This is a genomic window from Streptomyces sp. NPDC058665, from assembly GCF_042714995.1.
Lineage (GTDB): Bacteria > Actinomycetota > Actinomycetes > Streptomycetales > Streptomycetaceae > Streptomyces.
In genome coordinates this window covers 1-22,383 of record NZ_JBHXRX010000022.1, presented here as the reverse complement: position 1 = coordinate 22,383, position 22,383 = coordinate 1, and the positions used below count along the sequence as shown (strand labels likewise).

At 66.7% G+C, this 22,383-nt stretch carries 10 protein-coding genes; 6 read left to right on the top strand and 4 right to left on the bottom strand.

The features are described 5' to 3' along the window. Window position 1 precedes the first annotated feature (1 nt). From ACFWV8_RS16360 to ACFWV8_RS16345, 4 genes are read left to right on the top strand one after another with little or no spacing between them, the layout of a single operon-like run. Window positions 2–769 (top strand): HpcH/HpaI aldolase/citrate lyase family protein, encoded by a 768-nt coding sequence (locus tag ACFWV8_RS16360; RefSeq protein WP_384201800.1) that lies wholly within the window; start codon window positions 2–4, stop codon window positions 767–769. Continuing rightward, window positions 766–1,935: an exo-alpha-sialidase gene (locus tag ACFWV8_RS16355; protein ID WP_384201797.1), complete on the top strand. Its 1,170-nt coding sequence runs from the start codon at window positions 766–768 to the stop codon at window positions 1,933–1,935. The genes ACFWV8_RS16360 and ACFWV8_RS16355 overlap by 4 nt, the downstream gene beginning before the upstream one ends. After that, window positions 1,932–2,873 (top strand): phosphoglycerate dehydrogenase, encoded by a 942-nt coding sequence (locus ACFWV8_RS16350; protein ID WP_384201794.1) that lies wholly within the window; start codon window positions 1,932–1,934, stop codon window positions 2,871–2,873. The genes ACFWV8_RS16355 and ACFWV8_RS16350 overlap by 4 nt, the downstream gene beginning before the upstream one ends. Before the next feature lie 24 nt (window positions 2,874–2,897). Beyond that, window positions 2,898–4,061 (top strand): enolase C-terminal domain-like protein, encoded by a 1,164-nt coding sequence (locus ACFWV8_RS16345; protein WP_384201791.1) that lies wholly within the window; start codon window positions 2,898–2,900, stop codon window positions 4,059–4,061. A 77-nt stretch (window positions 4,062–4,138) separates the two neighbouring features. On the opposite strand, the gene ACFWV8_RS16340 is transcribed toward ACFWV8_RS16345, so the two are convergent. From ACFWV8_RS16340 to ACFWV8_RS16325, 4 genes are all read right to left on the bottom strand, one after another. Then, complete coding sequence (locus ACFWV8_RS16340; RefSeq protein WP_384201788.1) at window positions 4,139–9,967, bottom strand: amino acid adenylation domain-containing protein; 5,829 nt, start codon at window positions 9,965–9,967, stop codon at window positions 4,139–4,141. Beyond that, complete coding sequence (locus ACFWV8_RS16335) at window positions 9,964–11,748, bottom strand: carbamoyltransferase (RefSeq protein ID WP_384201785.1); 1,785 nt, start codon at window positions 11,746–11,748, stop codon at window positions 9,964–9,966. The genes ACFWV8_RS16340 and ACFWV8_RS16335 overlap by 4 nt, the downstream gene beginning before the upstream one ends. A gap of 35 nt (window positions 11,749–11,783) precedes the next feature. After that, entirely contained in the window at window positions 11,784–13,682 is a 1,899-nt protein-coding gene (locus ACFWV8_RS16330) for an amino acid adenylation domain-containing protein (protein WP_384201782.1), read from the bottom strand. A 72-nt stretch (window positions 13,683–13,754) separates the two neighbouring features. Beyond that, on the bottom strand, window positions 13,755–15,782 hold the full coding sequence (locus tag ACFWV8_RS16325) for a BTAD domain-containing putative transcriptional regulator (RefSeq protein WP_384201779.1): 2,028 nt from the start codon (window positions 15,780–15,782) through the stop codon (window positions 13,755–13,757). A 452-nt stretch (window positions 15,783–16,234) separates the two neighbouring features. Between ACFWV8_RS16325 and ACFWV8_RS16320 the strand changes: the two genes are divergently transcribed. Then, on the top strand, window positions 16,235–17,509 hold the full coding sequence (locus tag ACFWV8_RS16320) for an MFS transporter (RefSeq protein WP_384201776.1): 1,275 nt from the start codon (window positions 16,235–16,237) through the stop codon (window positions 17,507–17,509). A gap of 72 nt (window positions 17,510–17,581) precedes the next feature. Beyond that, on the top strand, window positions 17,582–22,383 hold a 4,802-nt coding region (locus ACFWV8_RS16315), incomplete at its 3' end, for an amino acid adenylation domain-containing protein (RefSeq protein ID WP_384201774.1).

Sequence of the window (22,383 nt, the reverse complement as noted above, 5' to 3'; positions counted from 1 at the left end):
CGTGAGCGCACTCGAATTCGCACATCGAGTCCGGACCCGTCAACAGGCCATCGGCTACTGGGTGGTGCTCGACGACCCGGTCGCCACCGAACGGCTCGCCCGGCTCGGCTACGACTACGTCGCGGTGGACGCCCAGCACGGCCTCATCGGCTACACCGGCATCCGCAACGCGATGCTCGCCATCGACGCGGGAGCCACATCCGCGGCGCTGGTACGGGTGGAGCAGAACGACCCGTTCGCCATCGGCAGGGTGCTCGACGCGGGCGCCACCGGCGTCATCGTGCCGCTGATCGACTCCGCCGATGACGCCGCGGCCGCCGTACGCGCGACCCGCTACCCACCGGAGGGACGCCGTTCGTACGGGCCGATGCGCTCACAACTGCGTGTGGGCCCCAAGCCCGCGGAGGCCAACGAGTCGGTGCTCGTCCTCGCGATGATCGAGACGCCGCAGGGCCTGGACAACGTGGCCGAGATCTGCGCGACCCCCGGTCTCGACGGCATCTATGTGGGCCCGTCGGATCTGCGGCTCGCGGTCGGTGGAGAGACCTCCACCGACCCGGCCGTGGACGAGGTGTTCGAGCAGGCCGTCGAGAAGATCGCCAAGGCCGCGGAGACGGCGGGGATCGCCGCGGGCATCCACACGCCGAACGGCGAGGTCGCCAGGCGCAGGCTGGCACAGGGCTACACGTTCGCGTCGGTGGCGAGCGACCTGACCCATCTGGAGCAGGCGGCGCGGGACCATCTGTCAGCCGCGCGGGGCGAGCTGTGAGGCTGCGCGGGACCGGACCCGGCCGCGCCGAAGCCACGCTCACCGCCCCCGTGCCCCAGTCGCACGCGGCGAATCTCGCCGTGCTGCCCGGCGGCGACCTCGGATGTGTGTGGTTCGGCGGCACACAGGAAGGTGTGCACGACATCCGTATCTGGTTCTCCCGCCTGGCGCCGGACGGGGACGAGTGGTCCGAGCCCGTCGCGCTGACCGGCGACCCCGACCGGTCCGACCAGAATCCCTTGCTGTTCACCGACCCCGGCGGCACGTTGTGGCTGCTGTGGACAGCGCAGCACGCGGGCCGGCAGAACACGGCCGAGGTGCGGGCGCGCCGCTCCACCGACGGCGGTCACACATGGGACGAGCCGCGGGTGCTGCTGCCCGCCGACCGGACCCGTGGCGTCTTCATCCGGCAACCGATCCAGGTCACGGACTCGGGCACCTGGCTGCTGCCCGCGTTCCACTGCGTCACACCGGCCACCGGCGAGTGGTCGGGCGGCGACGACACCAGCGCCGTGTACGCCAGTGACGACTCCGGCGCCACCTGGACCCGCCACGACGTACCGGGGAGCAGGGGCTCGGTGCACATGAACGTGCTGCCCCGCTCCGAGGGTTACGTCGCGTTCTACCGCAGCCGCTTCGCCGACGTGATCCGCTCCAGCACCTCGCCCGACGGCCTGACCTGGACGGAGCCGGAGCCGACGGCCCTGCCCAACAACAACTCCTCCATCCAGGCCACCCGGCTCGGCGACGGCAGGCTCGCACTGGTCTACAACGCGAGCAGCGCCGCCCACGCCACGCACCGCAGGGCGGGCCTCTACGACGAGGTCGACGAGCACGGCGCGCTGGGCGGGCAGGACCGTCCGGCACTCGCCCACACCGGACGCGCGGACAGCACCGAGGCGTTCTGGGGCGCGCCGAGAGCGCCGCTCGCGCTGGCGACGTCGGCGGACGACGGACTGACCTGGCGCCGGCACACCGATCTGGCCCAGGGGGAGGGGACATGCCTCAGCAACAACTCCCGTGACGGCCTCAACAAGGAGCTCTCCTACCCGTCGATCGTCGCGGACGCGCGGGGCGCCGTGCATGTGGCGTTCACCCATCACCGTTCGTCCATCTCCTACGTGCGGCTCGACGCGGACTGGCCGGGCTGGCGGGAGACCGCGTGAGTCTGACCCTGATCACCACACCCACGTTCGGCCGGTTCTCGGACGAGCCGTGGGACCTGCTGCGCACGGCGGGTGTACGCGCGGAGCGGCCCCGCGACGACGTGCCGCTGCCCCGCGTCGACCTGCTTGACCGCGTCCCCGAGGCCGAGGCACTGATCGTGGGGCTCGACCCGATCGACAACGACGTGTTCGAGGCCGCGCCCCGGCTCAAGGTCGTCGCCAAGCACGGTGTCGGCTACGACAACATCGACCTCGACGCCGCGCGCGAGCACGGCGTGCGGGTGGTGTACGCGCCCGGCAGCAACTCACGCGCCGTCGCCGAGCTGACGTTCGGTCTGCTGCTCGACGTCGCACGCGGGATCTCCGCCAACGACCGTGCCGTACGGGCCGGCGGCTGGCCGAAGACCTTCGGCGTCGAACTGGCCGGGCGCAGCCTCGGTATCGTCGGCTTCGGCCGGATCGGCAGGGTGATGGCCGGCTACGCCGCCGCCTTCGGCATGGACGTGACCGCGCACGATCCGTATCTGCCCGCCGAGGCGTTCGGGACCGTGGCCTCGGCCGATCTCGACACGACTCTCGACAGCGACGTGGTGAGCCTGCACCTGCCCGCCGTCCCCGGCGCCAGGCCGTTGCTGGACCGCGACCGGCTCACCGCCATGAGGCCCGGGGCCATTCTGCTCAACGCCGCACGCGGCGGGCTCGTCGACGAAGTGGCCGCCGCCGAGCTGCTGCACAGCGGGCACCTGGCCGGAGCCGGTTTCGACGCCTTCGCCGTCGAGCCCCTCCACGACAGCCCGCTGCTGAGCTCTCCCAACGTGGTGCTGACCGCTCACATCGGCGCGTGCAGCCGGGAGGCGAACCGGACGATGGGCGTCGCCGTGGCGAGAGGCGTACTCGCCGTGCTCCAGGGAGCGCAGCCCCGGTACGCCGCGCTCTGACTCCACTCAACGCAAAGGACCGTCATGAAGATCGAACGTATTCGCATCGACAAGGCGAAGTTCGACATGCTCGACTTCTCCAAGCACCCCACCGGTTTCTCGCTCGTCTACACCCCCGGCAGCCGTAAGCCGACCAGCGCCTACGCGATCCGGATCTACACCGATGAGGGGGCCGTCGGCCAGTACGTCGGCGGTAACTCGGTGGCCACGGCGCAGGTGAAGATGTTCGGCGACTACCTCGTCGGCAAGGACCCGCTGCAACGCGAGCTCATCTACAACGACGTCAAACGGCAGTTGCGCAAGTTCGACAAGATGGGCATGGGCTTCGTCGACATCGCGCTGTGGGACCTCGCGGGCCGGGTGCACAACGCCTCTGTCCGGACCCTGCTGGGGGGCTGGAAGACCCGGCTGCCCGCCTACGCCTCCACCGCTGCGGGCGACCGGAACGGCGGCCTCGACAGTCCCGAGGCGTACGCGGACTTCGCCGTGGCCTGCAAGGAGCTCGGCTACCGCGCGTACAAGCTGCACGTGTGGGACACCTATGAGGTGCCCGAGGTGGTGCGCACGATCGCCAAGGTGCGTGAGGCCGTAGGACCGGACATGGACCTGATGCTCGACCCCGGCTGCAAGCTGGAGACCTTCGCGCACGCCGTACAGGTGGGCCGCGCGTGCGACGACGCGAACTTCCTGTGGCTGGAGGACCCGTACAAGGACACGGGCATCTCGATCTTCGGCCACAAGCGCCTGCGGGAGCTGATCCGCACGCCCTTGCTCCAGACCGAGCACGTGCGCGGCCTTGAGCAGCACATGGACTTCGCGATCGGCGGCGGCACCGACTTCATGCGCGCCGACGCCGAGTACGACGGCGGCATCACCGGCGCGCTCAAGATCGCCCATGCCACCGAGGCGCTCGGCCTCGACGTGGAACTGCACACACCGGGCCCCGCGCAGCGCCAGCTGATGGCCTCGCTGCGGAACACCAACTACTACGAGATGTCCTTCGTGCACCCCAAGTCCTCGGAGATCGGGCGCAGTCAGCTGATCTACGCCGACGACTACCGCGACGGGCTCACCGCGATCGGCGCGGACGGCTGTGTGCCGGTGCCGGAGGGTGTTGGGCTCGGCGTGGAGTACGACTGGGACACCATCGAGACGCACACGGTCGAGACCGTCGAGTTCACCGGATGACACCGGCGGCCACGGGGGTCCGCACGGAGAAGTCCCAGAGGGCTCGCACTCCTGTCGGTTGCCGTGAGCGCCATCTTCTACCGGGCCCGGAGAAGTTCGCAGCGATCGGCCAGCGCGCTCAGAGACTCGGCCTCGAAAAGATCGTTCAGGTCGATGCCGACTCCGAGGCGGGTATTGACGCGCGTGATGACCTGGACGGCGTGGAGGGAATGCCCACCGAGATCAAAGAAGTCATCGGTGGCCGAGATCCGTTCCACGCCCAGCACCTCGGACCAGATCCGAGCGATGGTTTCCTCGATCTCGCCCCCGGGCGATACGAACTCGCCCAGCTCCGCCTGACGTTCTTCCGGGTGAGGCAGTTCCAACCGGTTGATCTTCCCGTTGGGCAGCAGCGGCAGCGTGTCCAGCACCACCACCTGCGCGGGCACCATGTGCTCAGGCAGCCGCTCGGCCAGGAACGCGCGCAACTCTCGCGCGTCCCCCGGGCGCAGGCGGGGCCCCTGGCCGTAACCCACCAGACGCTGCGAACCGTCCGGCCCCGTCATGGGCACCACCACGGCCGCCTCGACCTCCGGATGCGACCACAGCACCGCTTCGATCTCGCCCGGTTCCACCCGGAAACCCCTGATCTTGACCTGCTGATCGACACGCCCCACGAACTCCAGCGTCCCGTCCGGCAGCCACCGCGCCAGATCACCCGTCCGGTACAACCGCGCACCCGGAACCCCGGAGAAACAGTCCGGCACGAACTTCTCCGCCGTCAGCCCCGGACGCGCCCAATAACCCACCGCCACACCAGGACCACCCAGCCACAGCTCACCCGGCACACCCACCGGCGCCAGCCACCCGAACCGGTCCACCACCCACGCCTGAGTATTGGTGATCGGCGGACCGATACGACCCGTCCCCTCCGGCTCCTCCACCAAAGGTTCGCATGTGGAGATGCAACTCACCTCGGTTGGCCCGTAGACGTTGTAGATCTGCGCCTCCCCCGCTTCGAGGGCACGCCGCACCATGGCCGGATTCATCGACTCACCTCCGATGTAGATCTGGTCCATCGAGGCGAAGGCATCCGCGAATTGCGCCACGGTCGCGTTGAACAGTGCCGTGACTATCACCAGGGTTGTCACACCTTCTGAGCGCAACAGCTCCGGCAGCGCGACCGGGTCCACCACCACGTCCGGCGGAACCATGACCAGCCGTCCCCCATTCAGCAGCGCACCCCACACCTCCAGGGTCAGAGGATCGAACGACGACGAGGAGATCTGTGCGATCACCGAAGACTCCGAGAACGACACGAAGTCCGTCCCGCAGACCAGCCGCACCACGCCCGCGTGTGGCAGCAAGGCGCCCTTCGGCTGTCCCGTGGATCCCGATGTATACGTCAGACACACCGGAGATCCGGCCGAAGCGACCGACTTGGCCGACTCCGGGATCCCCATGGGCCGCACCTGGCTGATGTCGACGGTGGTCCGGCCGTCCAGCGGGAGACGGTCGAACAGATACTCATGCCCCACCACCACCCGCGCCCCGGAATCCTCCAGCATGAACGCCAGACGCTCCCGCGGATACTCCGGATCCAGCGCCACATACGCCGCCCCCGCCCGCAACACACCCAACATCCCCACCACAAGATCCGCCGAACGCTCCACACACAACCCCACCACCCCACCACGCCCCACACCCACAGCCCGCAACGCCGCAGCCACCCCATCAGCCCGCGCCACCAACTCCCCATACGACACAGACACACCACGATCCCGCACCGCCACCGCACCCGGCCGCTCCAACGCCCGTGCCACCACCCCCTCATCCACCGACTCCCACACCAGATCCGCGGCCGTCGAATTCCACAAGGAAAACGCCCGCCGCTCCTCATCGGAAAGGACATCAATGGTGTCCACCCGACGATAAGGATCCTCAGCAACCGAATGCATCACCCGCAGATAGCAATCGATGAAGGACTGAACCTGATCGTCGGTGAACTCGGCGGTGTGAAAGTCAATGACATGGTGGATGTCGTCCGACAGAGGATCACGCAGGAAGGCGCAGAGGAACGGGAAGTCCGTCGGTCCTACCCGGGCGCTCAGGTATGAGTCACCTCCGGTGCTCACGATGCTCACCTGGCCATCACCCAGGACATCTCCCAGCACGTGGAAGTGATTGTATGCGAAATGCGCCTCGTGTAGCCGGCCTCCGCCGGCCAGTGCCTGAATCTGCGCGCTCGGGTAGCGCCGGTACGGAATAATCTCCGTTTCGCGCTTGAAGACCGCATGGACGATGTCGGAGAAAGTGCCTTCAATCGGCACTGAAAAGGGCAAAGAATTCAGATACATGCCACGGGAATCAACGCCCCCTTCGGTCTCCGGTCGCCCGTTCGAAGCCACGCCGGTTACCGGCATCGGATGCCCCGTCAGCGTCGACATGACAATCAGATGCACACTCAGCAGTACGCTCTTCAGCGGTAGACCGAATTGCAGCGAAACATCCGTCAGCCGATCGCGCAGCGCGTGATCCAGCTTGCTCTGCCTGGACCCGTAGAAATCGTCGTTGCGGGCCGACGGTGATCGGTCCCCCGATCCAGGGCTGTTGGCCGGCGGCATCACAACCCCACGCCCGGCAAGGGGCACACGAGGCAACAGCGGCAGTTCCCAGTCCCGCACAGCCTCCTCCCAGAACGCGGCCGAGGTATGCCCGAGTACCTCCCGCCGCTCAAGTGCGACAAAGTCCCGGAACTGGGAGGCCGGCGGCGGAGCCAATGGGGCGTCAGGGGCACTGAGAAGGGCAGCGTAACGGCTCAGTATCTCGTTGACAGTCGCATTCAGACTCCAGCCGTCCAGTATCGCGTGATGCTCTGCTATCGTCCATTGGAATTCGCCGTCATCCAGCAGATGGACAACAAAGCGCATCAGCCCTGGAACCGTCGCGTCGAAAGGAAGCCCGCGCTGCTCTCCAACCGCAGCGTCCAGGACTTCCGCCCGCTCGTCTTCCGGGAGGGAACTGACGTCCCGCACTGTCAGGGAGATGCTCGCGCTCTCGTGAACGATCTGGAGCAGATCGTCGAAGCCGTTCATGTGCAGGGATGTACGTAGAACATCGTGGCGACTGACCACATCGTCGACGGCTTGACGGAAGAGACCTTCCGAGAAGAGGCCACGTATCCGGAAGCTGTCCACGTTGTGGTAGAGATTGCGCTGGGTGTCCGCCTCCATCTCATAGATCATCCCGGTCTGAAGCGACGCCAGCGGATAGGCGTCGACCGCGGTCGCGGGCATCCGCTCCCGATCCGACGGACAAATCATGGAGAACGGATCCAGATCCTTGTCGCGAGCCGCGACCGGTGTGCAGCACCGGGCCAGAGCCTCGACGGTCCGGTTCTGAAACAGATCCTGAAGCTCGAACGTCAGCCCGCGCCGACGCACCGTGGCAAGCATGTGCACACCGCGGATCGAATCTCCTCCCAGATCAAAGAAATTGTCCCGCGGGTCGACCCGCTCGACGCCCAGCACCTCCTCCCAGGCACCGGCGAGAATTCGCTCCTGCTCACTGGACGGTGGTACGTGACCACCGTCTTTCTCCCGGTACGCGGCGTACTCGGCGGACAACATCTCGGGGCCGCGGTGGCCGCGTACCGGTGCCGTCTCGGCGGAGGACCGACCCCCCAGGTCCGAGAGACTCGACTGCGGGTCGACCGCGGCCTTTTCGAGCAACGCGAGCAACTCGTCAACAAATCGCTGAACCGTTGCGACGTCGAACAGTTGCGAGGCGAATTCCACCTCGCCCCACATTCCGTCGGTACCGGCGTCGAAGATCAGCATCCCCAGATCGAACTTGGCCGTGCCGGTGTGCACCGAGCCGACCTCCGCCTCAGCTCCGTCACTCCATCGCCAACGACGACGCTCCACCTGATTCACACTGAAGGTGACCTGCACGAGGGGAGATCCGGCTCTCTCCCGCTCCGGCACCAGCGCGTTCACCAGCGACGTGAACGGCACATGTTCGTGTCCCTGGGCCGCGGAAGAACTCGCCCGGACTCGTCGCACCAGTCCGGCGAACGACGGATCACCCGCCAGATCCACCCTCACCGGCAGCGTACGAGCGAAGAACCCCACCGTACGGTCCAGGCCGACAGCGCCGGACCGCCCGCCGCCCAGCACTCCGACGACCACGTCATCCTGTTCCGACCAACGGCTCACCACCACGTTGAACGCTGTCATCAGCACATGAAAAACCGTGGATCGGCACTCGCGCGCCAGAGCGCGAATCCCCTCGACCAGAGTTCCCGGGACGTCGAAGGCGATCATGTCACCCGCGAAGGACCGCACCGCGGGTCCAGGACGATCCCGCGAGAGACTCAACGCTCCGGGCGCACCCTCCAGGTATTCGCGCCACCACCCGATGCCTTCCTCCAACACCTCCCCGGAAAGCCGGTCACGCTCCCACACCGCGAAATCAGCGTAAGACGGAGTGAACTCCGCTGGATCTGCCTCACGAGCCGGGGAACCCGCCTCGTAGAGTTCCTGGAGCTCCTGCTGAAGTAGCCGCAACGACCAGCCGTCGCAGACCACATGATGGAGGACGAGCCAGAGCAGCCCGTCTCCCCGCGTGCTCTCACCGAACCGCACGAATCCCGCCCGCACCAGCGGCGGCGCGCTCAGGTCGAAGGGTTCACGCACCCTCGTGCGCACCACATTCCACGCCTGGCTCTCGTCAGTCGCGGAAACGACCGACCACGGCACGTCGGTTCCCACGTCGCACACCACGGGGACGGGGCGCCCGTCCACAGTACGAATTCCAGAACGCAGGGCCTCATGACGGCCCACCAGCTCTTGGATCGCCCCGTGCAGTGAGCCCACGTCGCACCCGCCACGTACACGCACCACGAACGGGACGTTGTACAGCGCGCCTCCCCCCACCAGGTGGTCGAGGAACCACAGACGCTCCTGACCGAGGGACACGACCGCCGGCCCGGTGCCCTCGCGGGACGGAACGCGCGACAGGGACGAGGTCCCGGCGGAGTCCTCGTCGACGGCGCGACTGATCACGGACGCGAGACCGGCCAGAGTGGGATGATCCTGGAGACTCTGGATGCCGATGTAGACGCCCCACGTCTTGGCGACAATCCCCATCAGGCGGGTTCCTGTGAAGGAGTCACCGCCGAGAGCGAAAAAGTCATCGCCGGGGCCGATGGTGTCGAACAGGAGAAGGTCGGACCAGATTTCTGCGAGGCGCTTCTCCGTGGAAGTTTCCAGCTGATCGGAGTTACGAAGAGGCGCGAGCAGGGTCAGCCCCGGCGATCGGGAATGGCGGGCTTCCTCGACCGTACCCGGATTCTCCGTGCCCAAGGCGACCAGCAGCACCTCCAGAGTGCGTGCGTGGGCGTCGATGTCCGCCTGTGTGTGGCGGTCCGCGTCATAGGTCCACGTCGCGTTTACGGCTTCGCCACCCATGTCCACGTGAACCACAACGTCGGCGGAGTCGGCCTCACGCGGCATGGGTGGGACCGCGCCGGCTTCGGTGAACAGCAACGCGAGCCCTGGCACGGCCGGGGTGCGGGAATCACTGGATGCCGGCCGCACGGCGCCGAGTCTCGTCACCTCGGCCAGGGGCGTGGCCGGTGTCACCGGCATCAGCTCCGGCACCGGGGCCGGATGCCCGGAATCGCGCAGGAAGAGGACAGTACCTTCGTGGCCGTCCGCGGCGAGCATCGCATGCAGGGCGGCTTCAACGACCCGTGCCGAGCCGACCCCGTGCCGAGTCGCCGCGTCGGTGATGTCCCGTCGGGCAGTCGGCATGACACGGGTCAGCGAGGCCCGCTCGTAGGAAAGAACTCGTGGATCGGCCGTCCCGGGCAACTCGTGGGCAGGGCTGCCGCTGGAAGGTTCCTGAGGCAGGGCTCTCGTCACTTCTTGACTCCCTCGGTGCCCCGTCGCTGAACGGAGAAGTCGCCGATGACCAGCCGGTCCAGACCGCCCCGGACAAAGGTGTCCAGAGCCGTCGCCGGGTCACGCACGATCGGCTGACCGCGGAGATTGAAGGAGGTGTTCAGCAGCGCCGGTATGCCCGCCCTCTCCGCGAACTCCTCAAGAACCGCGGCCAGTCGTGGATTGTGTTCCGGCCGAAGGACCTGAACTCGCGCGCTCCCGTCGATGTGAGTGACCGCACCGAGATGGTGTCTGTGCTCAGGACGAGTGGCGGTGGCGAACAACATGTGCGCGTAGCGGTCTTCGGTGCCCGGCTCGATCTCGAAGAGCTCCGCCGCGGAGCGGTGCAGAACAATCGGCGCGAAAGGCCGGAAGTCCTCACGCCGCTTGATCAGCGCGTTGATGCGGTCCCGCATACCGCTTTCCCGCGGATCCGCGAGAATGCTGCGATGCCCGAGCGCTCGCGGGCCGAACTCCATACCGCCCTGGAACCACGCGACCACCTCCCCGGCGGCCAGCGCGTCCGCGACCACGGCGGCGAGTTCATCGAAGTCGGCGTAGGACGTGGCCTCGCAGTCCCGCCGCTCGTCGATCGCCCCCTCGATCTCGGACCTGCTGAATGAGCTTCCCCAGTAGGGCATGGGAGCGCGGGCCACGGGCGGTGACTGGGGTGAGGCCGACGCCACATACATGGCGGCACCGAGTGCGGTGCCGTCGTCGCCGGCACCCGGCGGGATGTGCACCTCGTCGAAGAGGCCACTGCGCGCGATCACGCCGTTGGCCGTGCAGTTGAGCGCCACTCCTCCGGCAAAGCTGAGGGTACGCAGTCCGGTCTGCTCCTTGTAGTGGGAGAGAACGTGCAGGAGACAGGTCTCCAGCTCCGCCTGCGCGGCGGCCGCGACGTCCATGTGCCGCTGTTCCAGCGGCTCGCCCGGCTTGCGCGGCGTACCGAAGCGCTCGGCCAGCACCCGCAGCGCTCCGCGCAGGCTCTCCTGCTCGACCAGTCCTCGGTCACGCGCGAGCAACGGAATCGCGAACCGCCCACCCGGATGCCGCACCACCAGATCGGCGAAGTCTTTGGCGAAGCGGCCCCGGTCGCCGAAGGAGGCCAGGCCCATCACCTTGTACTCGTCCATCATCATGTCGAAGCCGAGATAGAGGGTGATCGCTCCGTAGAAGGTTCCGAGTGAATGCAGAACGGGAACGGTGTGAAGGATCTCGATGTCGCGGCCCTGCCCCACGGCCACCGTCAGGCTCTCCCTCTCGCCCATGCCGTCCGCCACGAGGATCAGTGACTCGGACGCGCCGGAGGGGTAATAGGCGCTGGCGGCATGGGAAAGGTGATGCGGCACGGGGCGCAGGCGCTCTCGCCAGTCGACGCCGGGAAAGTGCTCGCCCAGCCACTGGGCCTGAAGCTCCGGGTCGAAGACCTCATCGAACTGGCGCGTGCGGTAATCGCTGCCCTCGCCGGCACTGGAGGGCCGTTGGTAGGCGAAGCCGTGCGCGACGACGTCCAGTTCATGCGCTTTCACACCGCTGCGGTCGAGGGCGTCGCGTATCGCGGCCGCCGGGAAGAGCCCGGTGGCCTTCTCCCCGGAGAAGCGTTCCTCCGCGGCGGCGGCGCGTACCTCCCCGTCCACCAGCAGAGCGGCGGCCGAGTCCTGGCCCTGGAGAATGCGAAGCTCGCGCTCGTCCAGGTCCGGCAGCTGGGCCCGTTTGAAGGCCGCACTCGTATGGAACCCACTCAGGCCGAGTATCTTCACCGGGAATCCTCCGACTTGGTTGCGGAACAGGTACGTCAGGAGTTGCTGGCAAGCGCCGTCAGCGCACGGCGGTCGACCTTGCCACTGGATGTCCGGGGCAGTTCGTCGACGATCGCGAACCGCGCCGGCACCCAAGCCCCGGGGAGCAGACCGGCGATGAACGTACGGAGCTCGGTGGCGTCGGGATAGGCCCCGTCAGCCGGTTCGAGACAGCACAGCAGCGACGCCGTCTCGCCCTCTCCGGAGAGGAGGGTCGCCGCCCTGCGCACCTTGGGGTGAGACTCCACGGCGGCGTCGATCTCCACCAGTTCCACCCGATGGCCCCGCACCTTGACCTGGCCGTCTTCACGGCCGTGGAAACGAAGAGTGCCGTCATCCCGCCACGAACAGATGTCTCCTGTCCGGTAGACGCGGCCATGGACGGGATGGGTGACGAAAGCTTCCGCGGTGAGGTCGTCACGTCCGAGGTAGCCGACGGCGAGCTGCCGCCCTCCGATATAGAGTTCGCCCGGCTCGCCGACGGCGACCGGCACCAGACCGGGGCCGGACAAGACATGCGCGGTGGTCCCCGGAAGTGGCCGGCCGATGGACACGGGGCCCGTCGTTTCGGAAGTGAGTGGCTGCACGGTGGCCCAGATGGTGGCTTCGGTCGGTCCGTAGCAGTTCCACACCTGAGCGCCGGTGGCGGTGAGGCGGGCGGCGAGATCAGGAGCCAGGGCCTCGCCCCCGCAGAGCAGCACGGTGTGAGACATGTCCTCGCCTAGCGCGTCCGTCATCAGACTCCACGCACTCGGGGTCGCCTGGATCAGATCGGCCCGCTGATCCAGCAGCCAGCGTGTGGTGTTGGCGGGGTCACGACGCCGGGCGTCTCCCACCACGAGCAGGACACCGTCGGTGGTCAGCGGATAGGTGAACTCCAGCAGGGATATGTCAAACGTGGATCCGGTGAGATAGGCGGTCCTTCGGCCGTCGCCCAGAACATCGCGGAACGCTTCGACACAGCCGGCGAGCGCGCCGTGCGACACTCCCACGGCCTTCGGTTCGCCGGTGGACCCGGAGGTACACATCACATAGGCGAGTTCGCCGGGGCTGTGCCGGTGCTCCGGAGCGGAGCTGCCCCGAACGGGCCGGATCCGGGGCAGCGGTCCGGGAAGTGTGTTTCCCGGGTCTCCGACGACGGCCCGCGCACCGACGGCTTCCAGCTGACGTGCGACACGCGCTGCCGGATGGGTCGCGTCGACCGGAGCGAAGGCGGCACCGACGTGCCAGACACCGAGGTACGCGGCGATCAGGTGGCGGTTTCGCGGCAGAGCCACCGCCGCTACGTCTCCGGGTCCCAGTCCGGCCTGCCACAGCCCCGCCGCGTAGTCGGCGGCGAGAGCGGCCAGTTCCGCCCACGTCACACTGCCGGCGTCGTCGATCAGGCAGATGTCGCCGGCGGCGCCCTTGCCCGCGTCGGCGATCGTCCGGGGAACGAGCCGGCTGGGAGGTGGCACGGCGGTACCGCTGGCGGCGTCGATGACGGTCTTGTCGCCAACTCCCCAAGGCACCACGCTCCCCATGGGCTCATTCGCGAGACGATCCCACTGATCCAGGATGGCGACGACGCGCCCCCGCAGGAGTTCGCCGTCCACATACGGCGGGCCGTCCGGCATGTTGATCGACATGCCTCGGGCGGAAGTCTCCAGGGTCATGCCGATGCCGCCGGACACCCACGTCTCAAGGTGTTCGGCGGACTGCCCCCCGCCGATGGCCCGCACCGCGTCCGCCAGTGTGGCCCGCCAGGGCAGTACCAACGGTTTCGTGCCGGTGCCGTCGTCCGGACCGAGCTCGAAGCGCGGCAGTGCCTGCGCACGGCTCATCACCAAGCCCCCGGCCGCCGCGACACAGGCCGGGCCGGCCGATTGCGGAAGATCACCCGCGTTCCCTGTCATGAAGGCTCCTCCTGGCGGCATCGCACTCTCCGTAGGCGCGGCGGCAGCCGGCGGCGTGTGATCACACGGTTCCTAGGCTGTGGTCACATCATTCGAGAATTCGGATCCAGAGGTGCACAAGGACTGCATGAACAAGGCACAACTCGGTTGAACCGTTTCGGCATCTTCGGACATCCCGGCTACGGCCGCGGACGGAGTCACCTGAGCATCCCGCGACTCGCCGGCGGAGGCCGCGGTCCGCACGTAGAAGGTGACGAGCGAGTGCAGAGCTTCGGAGCGCTCCTCGGCGGATTGGTCGTGAACGCAGCGTTCGGCGGCGGTGAGACGGACGAGTTCGTGGAGCTCGTAGCGGCCCGGTGACGTCTGATTCACCAGGTGCGCGGACTCCAGGCTGGACAGCAGCGCTTGCGTCCGGCTGGGCGTGAGTCCCGTCAGCGCCGCGGCCGCGGACAGCTCGATGTGCCGGCCGGGCGCAAGGCTCACCAGGCCCAATACCCGCGCCGCTGAGTAGGGCAGCGCGTTGTACGACGCATCGAAGACCCTTCGAAGAGATGTGAGCGGATCTCCGGTCTCCAGTGTGTCCAGTCGCGTCTCCGCCACGCGCAGTTCATCCGCGAGTGCGGAGAGCGGAAACTGTGGACGCGCGGCGCCGCGTGCGGCAGCGCTCGCGAGAGCGAGGGGCATCCGCCCACAACTGTCCATGATCGCGCCGACGGCGTGCGGTTCGGCCGCCGTACGGCGTTCGCCCAGCTGCGTGGCAAGGAACTGGCGCGAGGCCTCGGGTGACAGCACGTCAAGCGCGAGGGGACGCGCTCCCTCATGTGCCACGAGACTGTTGAGCCGGTCGCGGCTGGTGATCACGACGCTACAGGTGGGGGATCCGGACAGGAGGGGACGTACTTGTTCGGCGTCGTGCGCGTTGTCCAGGAGGAGGAGTATCCGCCGATGGGCCAGGAGGCCGCGGAACAGGGCGTACTGCGCCTCGGCGCGGGCAGGGAACGCTCGGTGTTCCACGCCGAGGGTGACGAGCAAGTCGCGTACCGCCCCCGACGGTGTCATGGCCGGAACCGTCGGATCGTACCCGTGGAGGTTTATGTAGAGCTGTCCGTCGGGGAACCGCGAAGCGTTGTCGTGAGCCCATCTCAGGGCCAGAGATGTCTTGCCGATCCCACCGAGACCCGTGATGACGACGACGGGAGGCGTGGTGGCCGACTGCGCGTCGTCCAGTTCGGCGAGTGCTGCCGCCCGGCCGGCGAGCACAGGGGGTGCGGCGGGAAGCGTGACGGGTCCGGGTTCGCTCGGGACCGCGGCCCGTGGAGACACCGCGGCGGCGGGGCCGGTCGGGGTATCGAGGGCTGGATCGGCGTTGCGGATACGCAGGTGGATGTCGCTGAGTTCCAAGCCCGGGACGGTCCCCTTCTCCCTGACCAGGGTCTGCCTGGTGCGCTCGTAGTAGTCAAGGGCCTGTGAGGTGCGTCCCTCGCGGTAGAGCGTCACCATGAGCTGACCGATGACACGTTCGTTGAGGGGCTCCTGCCGGGCAAGGGACAGCAGGTCACCGAGAATCTTCGTCTGCCTGCCCTGGCGCAGCAACAGTTCGTTGCGGTCCAAGTGGGCCCGGAGGCGTTTCCGGCGGAGCGATTCCCGCAGTTCGTCGATCCAGGGGGAGCGCAGAGCGCCAAAGGCGTCCCCCTCCCACAAGGAGAGTGCTTCCTCCAGCAGGGCCAGAGCGGTGTCGTCGTCCGTGGCGGCGTTGGCCTGTGCGGTGAGCTCATGGAACCGGTGGAGATCTACCGTGGCTGCCGTCCTCTCATCGAGAGCGAGGACGTAGCCATCGGTCTGTCGATGGACATTGGCTGCCTGGCCGGCTGGAGAGAGAGCTGTTCTCAGCCGGGACAAGTAGGTGTAGAGCGTCGAGCGGGCACTCTGCGGGGGTCGGGGTCCCCAGACGCGGCCGATGAGTTCATCGACGGGCACCAAGCGACTGGCATCGGTGAGCAGGCTGATGAACACGGACTTGCGTCGCGCGTGTCCGAGGTCGACGAGACGCCCGTCGACCTGCATCTCCACGTCACCCAGGACGGAGATCCTCACCGGCATTCTCGTTCCTCCGTCGTGAGTTCCTCGGATCGTGACCGTCTACGGAGCGAGCCGCCCGCCTCGGTGGGGGCCCGCTCAGGGGCGCCGAACGGTACAGACACCGCGTACCGACTTCGTATGGGCAACGCACAATTCCTGGCCAAGCCAGGCCTGAACCCGGTGCCCCCAGAGGGGGACACGTGAGCCTCCACGCCGTGAACCCCACGACAACGAAACCGGCTTGCACGTGTCTTGTGCGGGGCTCATACACCCTCTGTGAGTCGCTGCCCTTACGTTGTCGCTGCTCCAATAGCGAAACTGATCAGTCAAGCCAGTGCATCGCCGCGGGGTAAGTGAGCGCGTTCCCGGCTCCGTCAATTCCTCACCACGCGTGGTAAGTCGGCTGCCGGCCATGCGCGGCGGGTGACGACAAGCCATGGTCCCGCAGTTCCGACCATCGGGAAGGAGCGGGCGTGCCCGCAATCCTCAGAGAGAAGAACTTCCGCCTGTTCCTGGTGGGAGATCTTCTCGCGAACTTCGCTGACTTCGCGCTGTGGCTGGCGATGGCGGTCTGGGTGAAGACACTGACCGGCAGCACCGCTGCCGCAGGGCTGGTGATGTTCTCCTTCGCGCTGGGTGGCCTGTTCCTGCCGCTGTTCGGTGTGCTCGCTGATCGCTTCCCACGGAAACGGATGCTGATCACTGCCCACCTGGTGATCGCTCTGCTGCTGCTCACCCTCGTCATGGTCGACTCGAAGGACGACGTGTGGATGATCTACGGCGTCATCTTCGTGTACGGACTGTACGGAGCGTTCACCGCGCCGGCGCAGGCCGCGCTGCTGCCCTCTCTGGTGCCACGTGAGGAACTGTCGATCGTCAACGGCATTCGGCAGTCGTTGCACGGAGCTCTGCGCCTCTTCACCCCGGCCATCGGTGTCGGTGCGTTCGCTCTGATCGGTGGGCCCGGTGTCTCGGCGGCTGTGTCCTGCGTCTTCGTGATCTCGGCGCTCGTGCTGCTTCCGGTCAAGACGGAGGAGACGGTCGCGGAACGTCCGACGGGCGAGAGCTGGTGGGCGGAGGTGTCCGGCGGCGTCCGACTCCTCGCCCGGACAGCGGCCCTTCGCCAGATCGTGACGGCTCTGGGGATTGCCATGCTGGCATTGGGCTTCTTCGAAGTCATCGGCATAGAGGTCGTCACCAAGGGGCTGGGGCAGGAGGCATCGCATCTGGGTTTCATCGGAGCGACCCAGGGAGTGGGGACCATCGCGGGCGGCATCACCGTGGGTGTGCTTCTGCGCAGGCTCGGCGAAGGACTGATCGTCAGCGCGGGGCTGTTGGCCGGCGGTCTGGCCACCCTGCTTCTGCTGATCCCGTCCTACCCGGCGGTCCTGTTCGCCGTGTTCGTCCTGGGCGTGGCGTTTCCGGCTCTGGCCACCTCTGCCACCACCGCCCTGCAACGGCAGGTGCCCAATTCCCATCTCGGCAGGGCGTTTGCCGCCTTCGAGTTCATCGCCACGGTTCCGCAGACGGTGTCCATGGCGATGGGCGCTCTGCTCATTTCCCTGGTCGACTACCGCGTCCTGGTCGTGGTCGTGTCGGTGGTGCTCTGTGGGGCGGCGCTCTACCTCGCATCTCACTCCGGGCAGTGGGCGCTGGTCGGCCGGGAGCGGGATGAGGACGCTGTCGTCGAGGAAGGGGCGCGGGAGCCGGGCTCGGACTCTTCTCCCGCCCTTCCGGAGGGGCGGTGAGCACCGGGCTGTCCTGTCGTCGTCTTGGTGGGTGGTTTTGTTTGTTGATTGGGAAGTGGAGTGGGGAGAGTTATGAAGGCGTATGAGGCTTCTGTTGGGTCGTTTGTGTCGTCGGTTGGTCCGGTGCCTGGTGGGGGTGTGGGGGCTGGGGTGGTGTCGTTCGGGCAGGAGCGGTTGTGGTTTCTTGATGAGTTGGTGGGTGGGGGTGCGTTGTATAACGCGCCGTTTGTGGTGCGTGTGAGTGGGTGTGATGTGGGGGTTTTGGGTGGGGCGGTTCAGGGGTTGGTGGATCGTCATGAGGCGTTGCGTTCGGGGGTTCGGACGGTGGGTGGGCGTCCGGTTTCTGTGGTGGCGGGTGTGGGGGTTGAGGTGTCGTGGTCGGTTGTTTCTGTGGGGGGTGAGGGGGAGGCGTGGGATGTGGTGCGTGCGGGGGTGTGTGGGTCTTTTGATTTGAGTGTGCCGCCGTTGGTGCGGGGTGGGTTTGTGGAGTTTGGTGGTGTGGGTGAGGGGCTTCTGTGGTTGGTGTTTCATCATGCGGTGTGTGATGGGTGGTCGTTGGGGGTTTTGCAGGAGGAGTTGCGGGAGTTTTATGGGGCGGGGGTTGAGGGGCGGGAGGTGGTGCTTCCGGAGGTTTCTTTGTCGTTCGGTGATTTTGCGGTGTGGGAGCGGGAGCGGTTGTCGGGGGGTGTGCTGGATGAGGGTGTGGGGTGGTGGCGTGGGTATTTGGAGGGTGCGCCGGGTGTGTTGAGTCTGCCGGGTGATCGGGTGCGGCCGGCGGTGCAGTCGTATGTGGGGGACATGGTTGTTTTTGATGTTCCTGGTGGTTTGGTGGATGGGGTTCGTGGTGTGGCGCGGGAGTGCCGTTCGACGGTTTTTCATGTGCTGATGGCGGCTTTTGATGTGGTGGTGGGTCGTTGGTCGCGGCAGGAGGATGTGGTGGTTGGGGTGCCGGGTGCGGGGCGGTCGGGTGCCGCTGCTCTGGATCGGGTGGTGGGGTTTTTCGCGAATATGTTGCCGGTGAGGGTGGATGTGGGTGGTGATCCGTCGTTTGTGGAGTTGGTGCGGCGGGTGCGGGGGAGTGCGGTGGCGGCGCAGGGGCATGAGGAGGTGCCGTTTTCGTCGTTGGTGGATGCGTTGGTGCCGGAGCGTGAGTCGTCGTGGTCGCCGTTGGTGCAGGTGACGTTCAGTGTGAATCCGGTGGAGCGGCGCCGGTGGGAGTGGGGTGGTGGTGCTGAGGGGGAGATTGGTTCGGTGCATACGGGGACGGCGAAGTTTGATCTGGGGATGCTGGTCTTTGATGCTGGTGCGGATGGTATGTGGGGGGAGGTTGAGTTTGCGTCTGATTTGTTCAATGCGTCTACGGTGCGGCGGTTTGTGGATCAGTGGCTTGCGGTGCTTGGTGAGGTGACGGCGGATCCGCGGGTGCGGTTGTCGGAGCTGAGGGGGATGCCGGCGGCTGAGGTGGAGTTGCTGCGGTCCTGGTCGCGGGGTGGTGGTGGTGATTTGGTGTGGGAGTCGGTGGATGAGGGGGTGGTGGCGCGGGCGTTGGAGCGGCCGGGTGCGGTGGCGGTGCGGGATCGTGGTGTGTCTGTGTCGTATGGGGAGTTGGTGGCGCGGGCTGATGGGGTGGCTGCGGCGTTGCGGGCTGTGGGTGTGGGGCGTGGTGGGGTGGTGGGGTTGTGTGTGGAGCGTTCGGCGGATCTTGTGGTGGGGATGTTGGGTGTGTTGCGGGCGGGGGCGGCGTATGTGGCGCTGGATCCGGAGTATCCGCGGGAGCGTCTGGCGTTCATGCTGGAGGATTCGGGGGCGCGGGTGGTGGTGGGGCATGAGTATCTGTTCGACCGTCTCCCGCTGGACGGCCGGACCACCATCGACATCGACCAAACCCGACCCGTCCCCCTCACACCCGACACGGCGAATGGGATCGGCCGGAGCCTTGAGCGCGGTGACGATCTCGCGTACCTGATCTACACGTCGGGTTCCACCGGAAGGCCGAAAGGGGTCGCGGTACGACATCGGAATCTCGGCTCACTGATGGCCATTGGCCGCAGGTGTTTCGACTTCGGCGCCGAAGACGTCTGGTCACTGTTTCACTCTGCGTCCTTCGACTTTTCCGTGTGGGAGACCTGGGGCGCGCTCGCGAACGGAGGGTGCCTTGTCGTGGTTCCTCCGGAATTGGCCAGGGATCCCGCTGGATTTCATCGGCTTGTTTCGGAGGCCTGCGTCACCGTCCTCAATGTGACACCCACCGCCTTCGGCAGGTTCGAAGAGGCGGACGCCCAAACGCCCGCACCGCTGGCTCTGCGTAAGGTGATTTTCGGGGGCGAGGCTGTCGATCTCTCGGCGGTCCGCCGTTGGTGGGAGCGGCACCAGGTTGGTGCTCCTGATCTGATCAACATGTTCGGTATCACCGAGGTGACGGTGCATGCCACTGTCAAGACGCTCACCCCCGAAGCCTTGGACGACAGCGTCAGCCCTATCGGTGTCCCGCTGCCCGGATACAGCATCCGTGTGCTCGGTCCGGACGGGCGGGAACAGCCGATCGGTGTCGCCGGGGAGATCCATATCTCCGGCGCCGGGGTGGCGGCCGGCTACCTGAACCGGCCGGAGTTGACCGCTGAGCGCTTTCTTCCCATCGATCCTGAGAATTCCCGGGCCGGGGTCACCTATGCCTCCGGAGACCTGGCGCGCTGGCTGCCCAGCGGTGAACTCGAATACGTGGGCCGCGCCGATCAGCAGGTCAAGATACGAGGATTCCGGGTGGAGACGGGCGAGGTGGAAGCCGTCCTTGGTGCTCATCCGCAGGTTGATTCCAGCGTGGTGACCGTGACACGCGACGAGGACACCCCTCGGCTCGTGGCCTACTGCGTTCCCGCTGCTGGAGCTGAGACATCAGTCAATGACCTGCGCGACCATCTGGCGGCGCGGCTCCCGTCCTACATGGTTCCGGCGCTGATCATCCTGATCGACGAGATTCCGCTCAACGCCAACGGCAAAGCCGATCTGGCTCGGCTGCCTTCCGCGGAGTTCGCACACGCGGAAACGCGTGAGGAGTATCTGGCGCCGTCGTCGGAGCAGGAGAAGATCCTTGCCGATGTGTGGTGCGAGGTGCTCGGTGTGAATCGTGTGGGGGTGCGTGAAAACTTCTTCGATCTGGGTGGTGACTCGATTCGAAGTGTTCAGGTGCTGGCAGCCGCACGTAGTCGCGGGCTGACCTTTGACCTTCAGCATCTCTTCCAGCACAGGACTGTAGAGCGACTGGCGCCGCTGTGCACCTCGCACGAGGCCCGAGCCCAGGAGCTGAAACCGTTCTCGATGGTCTCGACCGGGGACCGGGCAAGGATGCCCGCAGACGCGGTCGACGCCTATCCCATGACCGCGCTTCAGATGGGAATGATCTACGAGATGGAGGCCGATTCCCGGATCAGCCCTTATCTCAATGTGGACAGTTTTGGGATGCGGGCCCGTTTCGACGAGTCCCTCTTCCGTCGTGCTGTGGACGATGTGGTCCTTCGTCATGAAATCTTGCGTACCTCGTTCCATCTGAGTGGTTACGACGATCTGCTCCAGGTTGTCCATGAGATGGCTGAGCTTTCGGTCGTGGTTGAGGATGTCCGTGAGCTGGCGGAGGCGGAACGGTCGGCTTTGGTCGACGAGTGCGTGAGAAGGGAACGCGGAATACCCTTCGATGTGAATATTCCCGGCCTGCTGAGGTTCTTCATTCATGTGGTGGGTGACGGGGAGTTCCAGTGGACGCTTGTCGAGCATCACGCGATTCTGGACGGCTGGAGCCTGAATTCCACGATCGGTGAGATTATCGGTCGCTATGCGCTGTTGCTGGAGGATCCGGAGGCTCCGCGGGAGAGCGCTCCGGTTTCGCGGTTCCGGGAGTTCGTGGCGTTGGAGCGGGCGGACGCTCGTAGCGCTGCTTCACGGGCGTTCTGGGAAGAGGCGATAGGCGACTGGGATGCGCTCCGGCTTCCCCGGTTGCCGTCGGCGGAGCGCGGAGACGCCCTGGTTCCGGTCGGCGACGTCGGAGACGGGGAACGGGTCTCGCCGGAGGAGGGGAGTGGCTTCGGCTCGCTTGAGACTCGGCTGGATCCCGCTGTGTCCGAGGGGCTGGTGGACGTCACCCGTCGGCTTGGTCTGCCGTTGAAGTGTGTGCTGCTTGGCGCTCATCTGGCGGTGATGTCCAAGTTGACCGGGCACCGTAGTCCGACTACCGGGCTCTTGGTCAATGGCCGGTTGGAGGGTGAGGGAGGGACCGACACGCGGGGTCTTTTCCTGAATTCGGTTCCCTTCTCTGTCCCGGTGGAAGGCACGATGGCGGATGTCATCCGCGCGGTTTTCGCCCGGGACACGGAGATCCTTCCGCACCGACGGTTCCCGCACACCGAGATCCGGGCGCTGGCCGGCGGAGCACAGCTGTACGAGACGCACTTCATCTACAACCACTTCCATGTACTGGCCGAGGCGCTGGGCGCGGGCGAGGTCGGGATCGTGAGCGCGGCGGACGGCACCTACATGACCGCGCGGTCCGAGCCGACCAACTGGCCTTTCGCGTGCGGGTTCATGCGTGAACCGGGGTCCGACGGGCTCGTTCACGTCATCGATTACCACACGGCCGAGTTCACCGGCGAGCAGGTGCGTGGCTACCGGGACTGCTACCTGCGGTTGCTGCGGGCCCTGGCTGAGGATCCTTATCGTCGGGTGGACACCATTGATGTCCTTTCCGATGAGGAGCGGCGGGCGTTTTCCTTGTGGAATTCGACGGCCGCGGATTTGGTGTGGGAGTCGGTGGATGAGGGGGTGGTGGCGCGGGCGTTGGAGCGGCCGGGTGCGGTGGCGGTGCGGGATCGTGGTGTGTCTGTGTC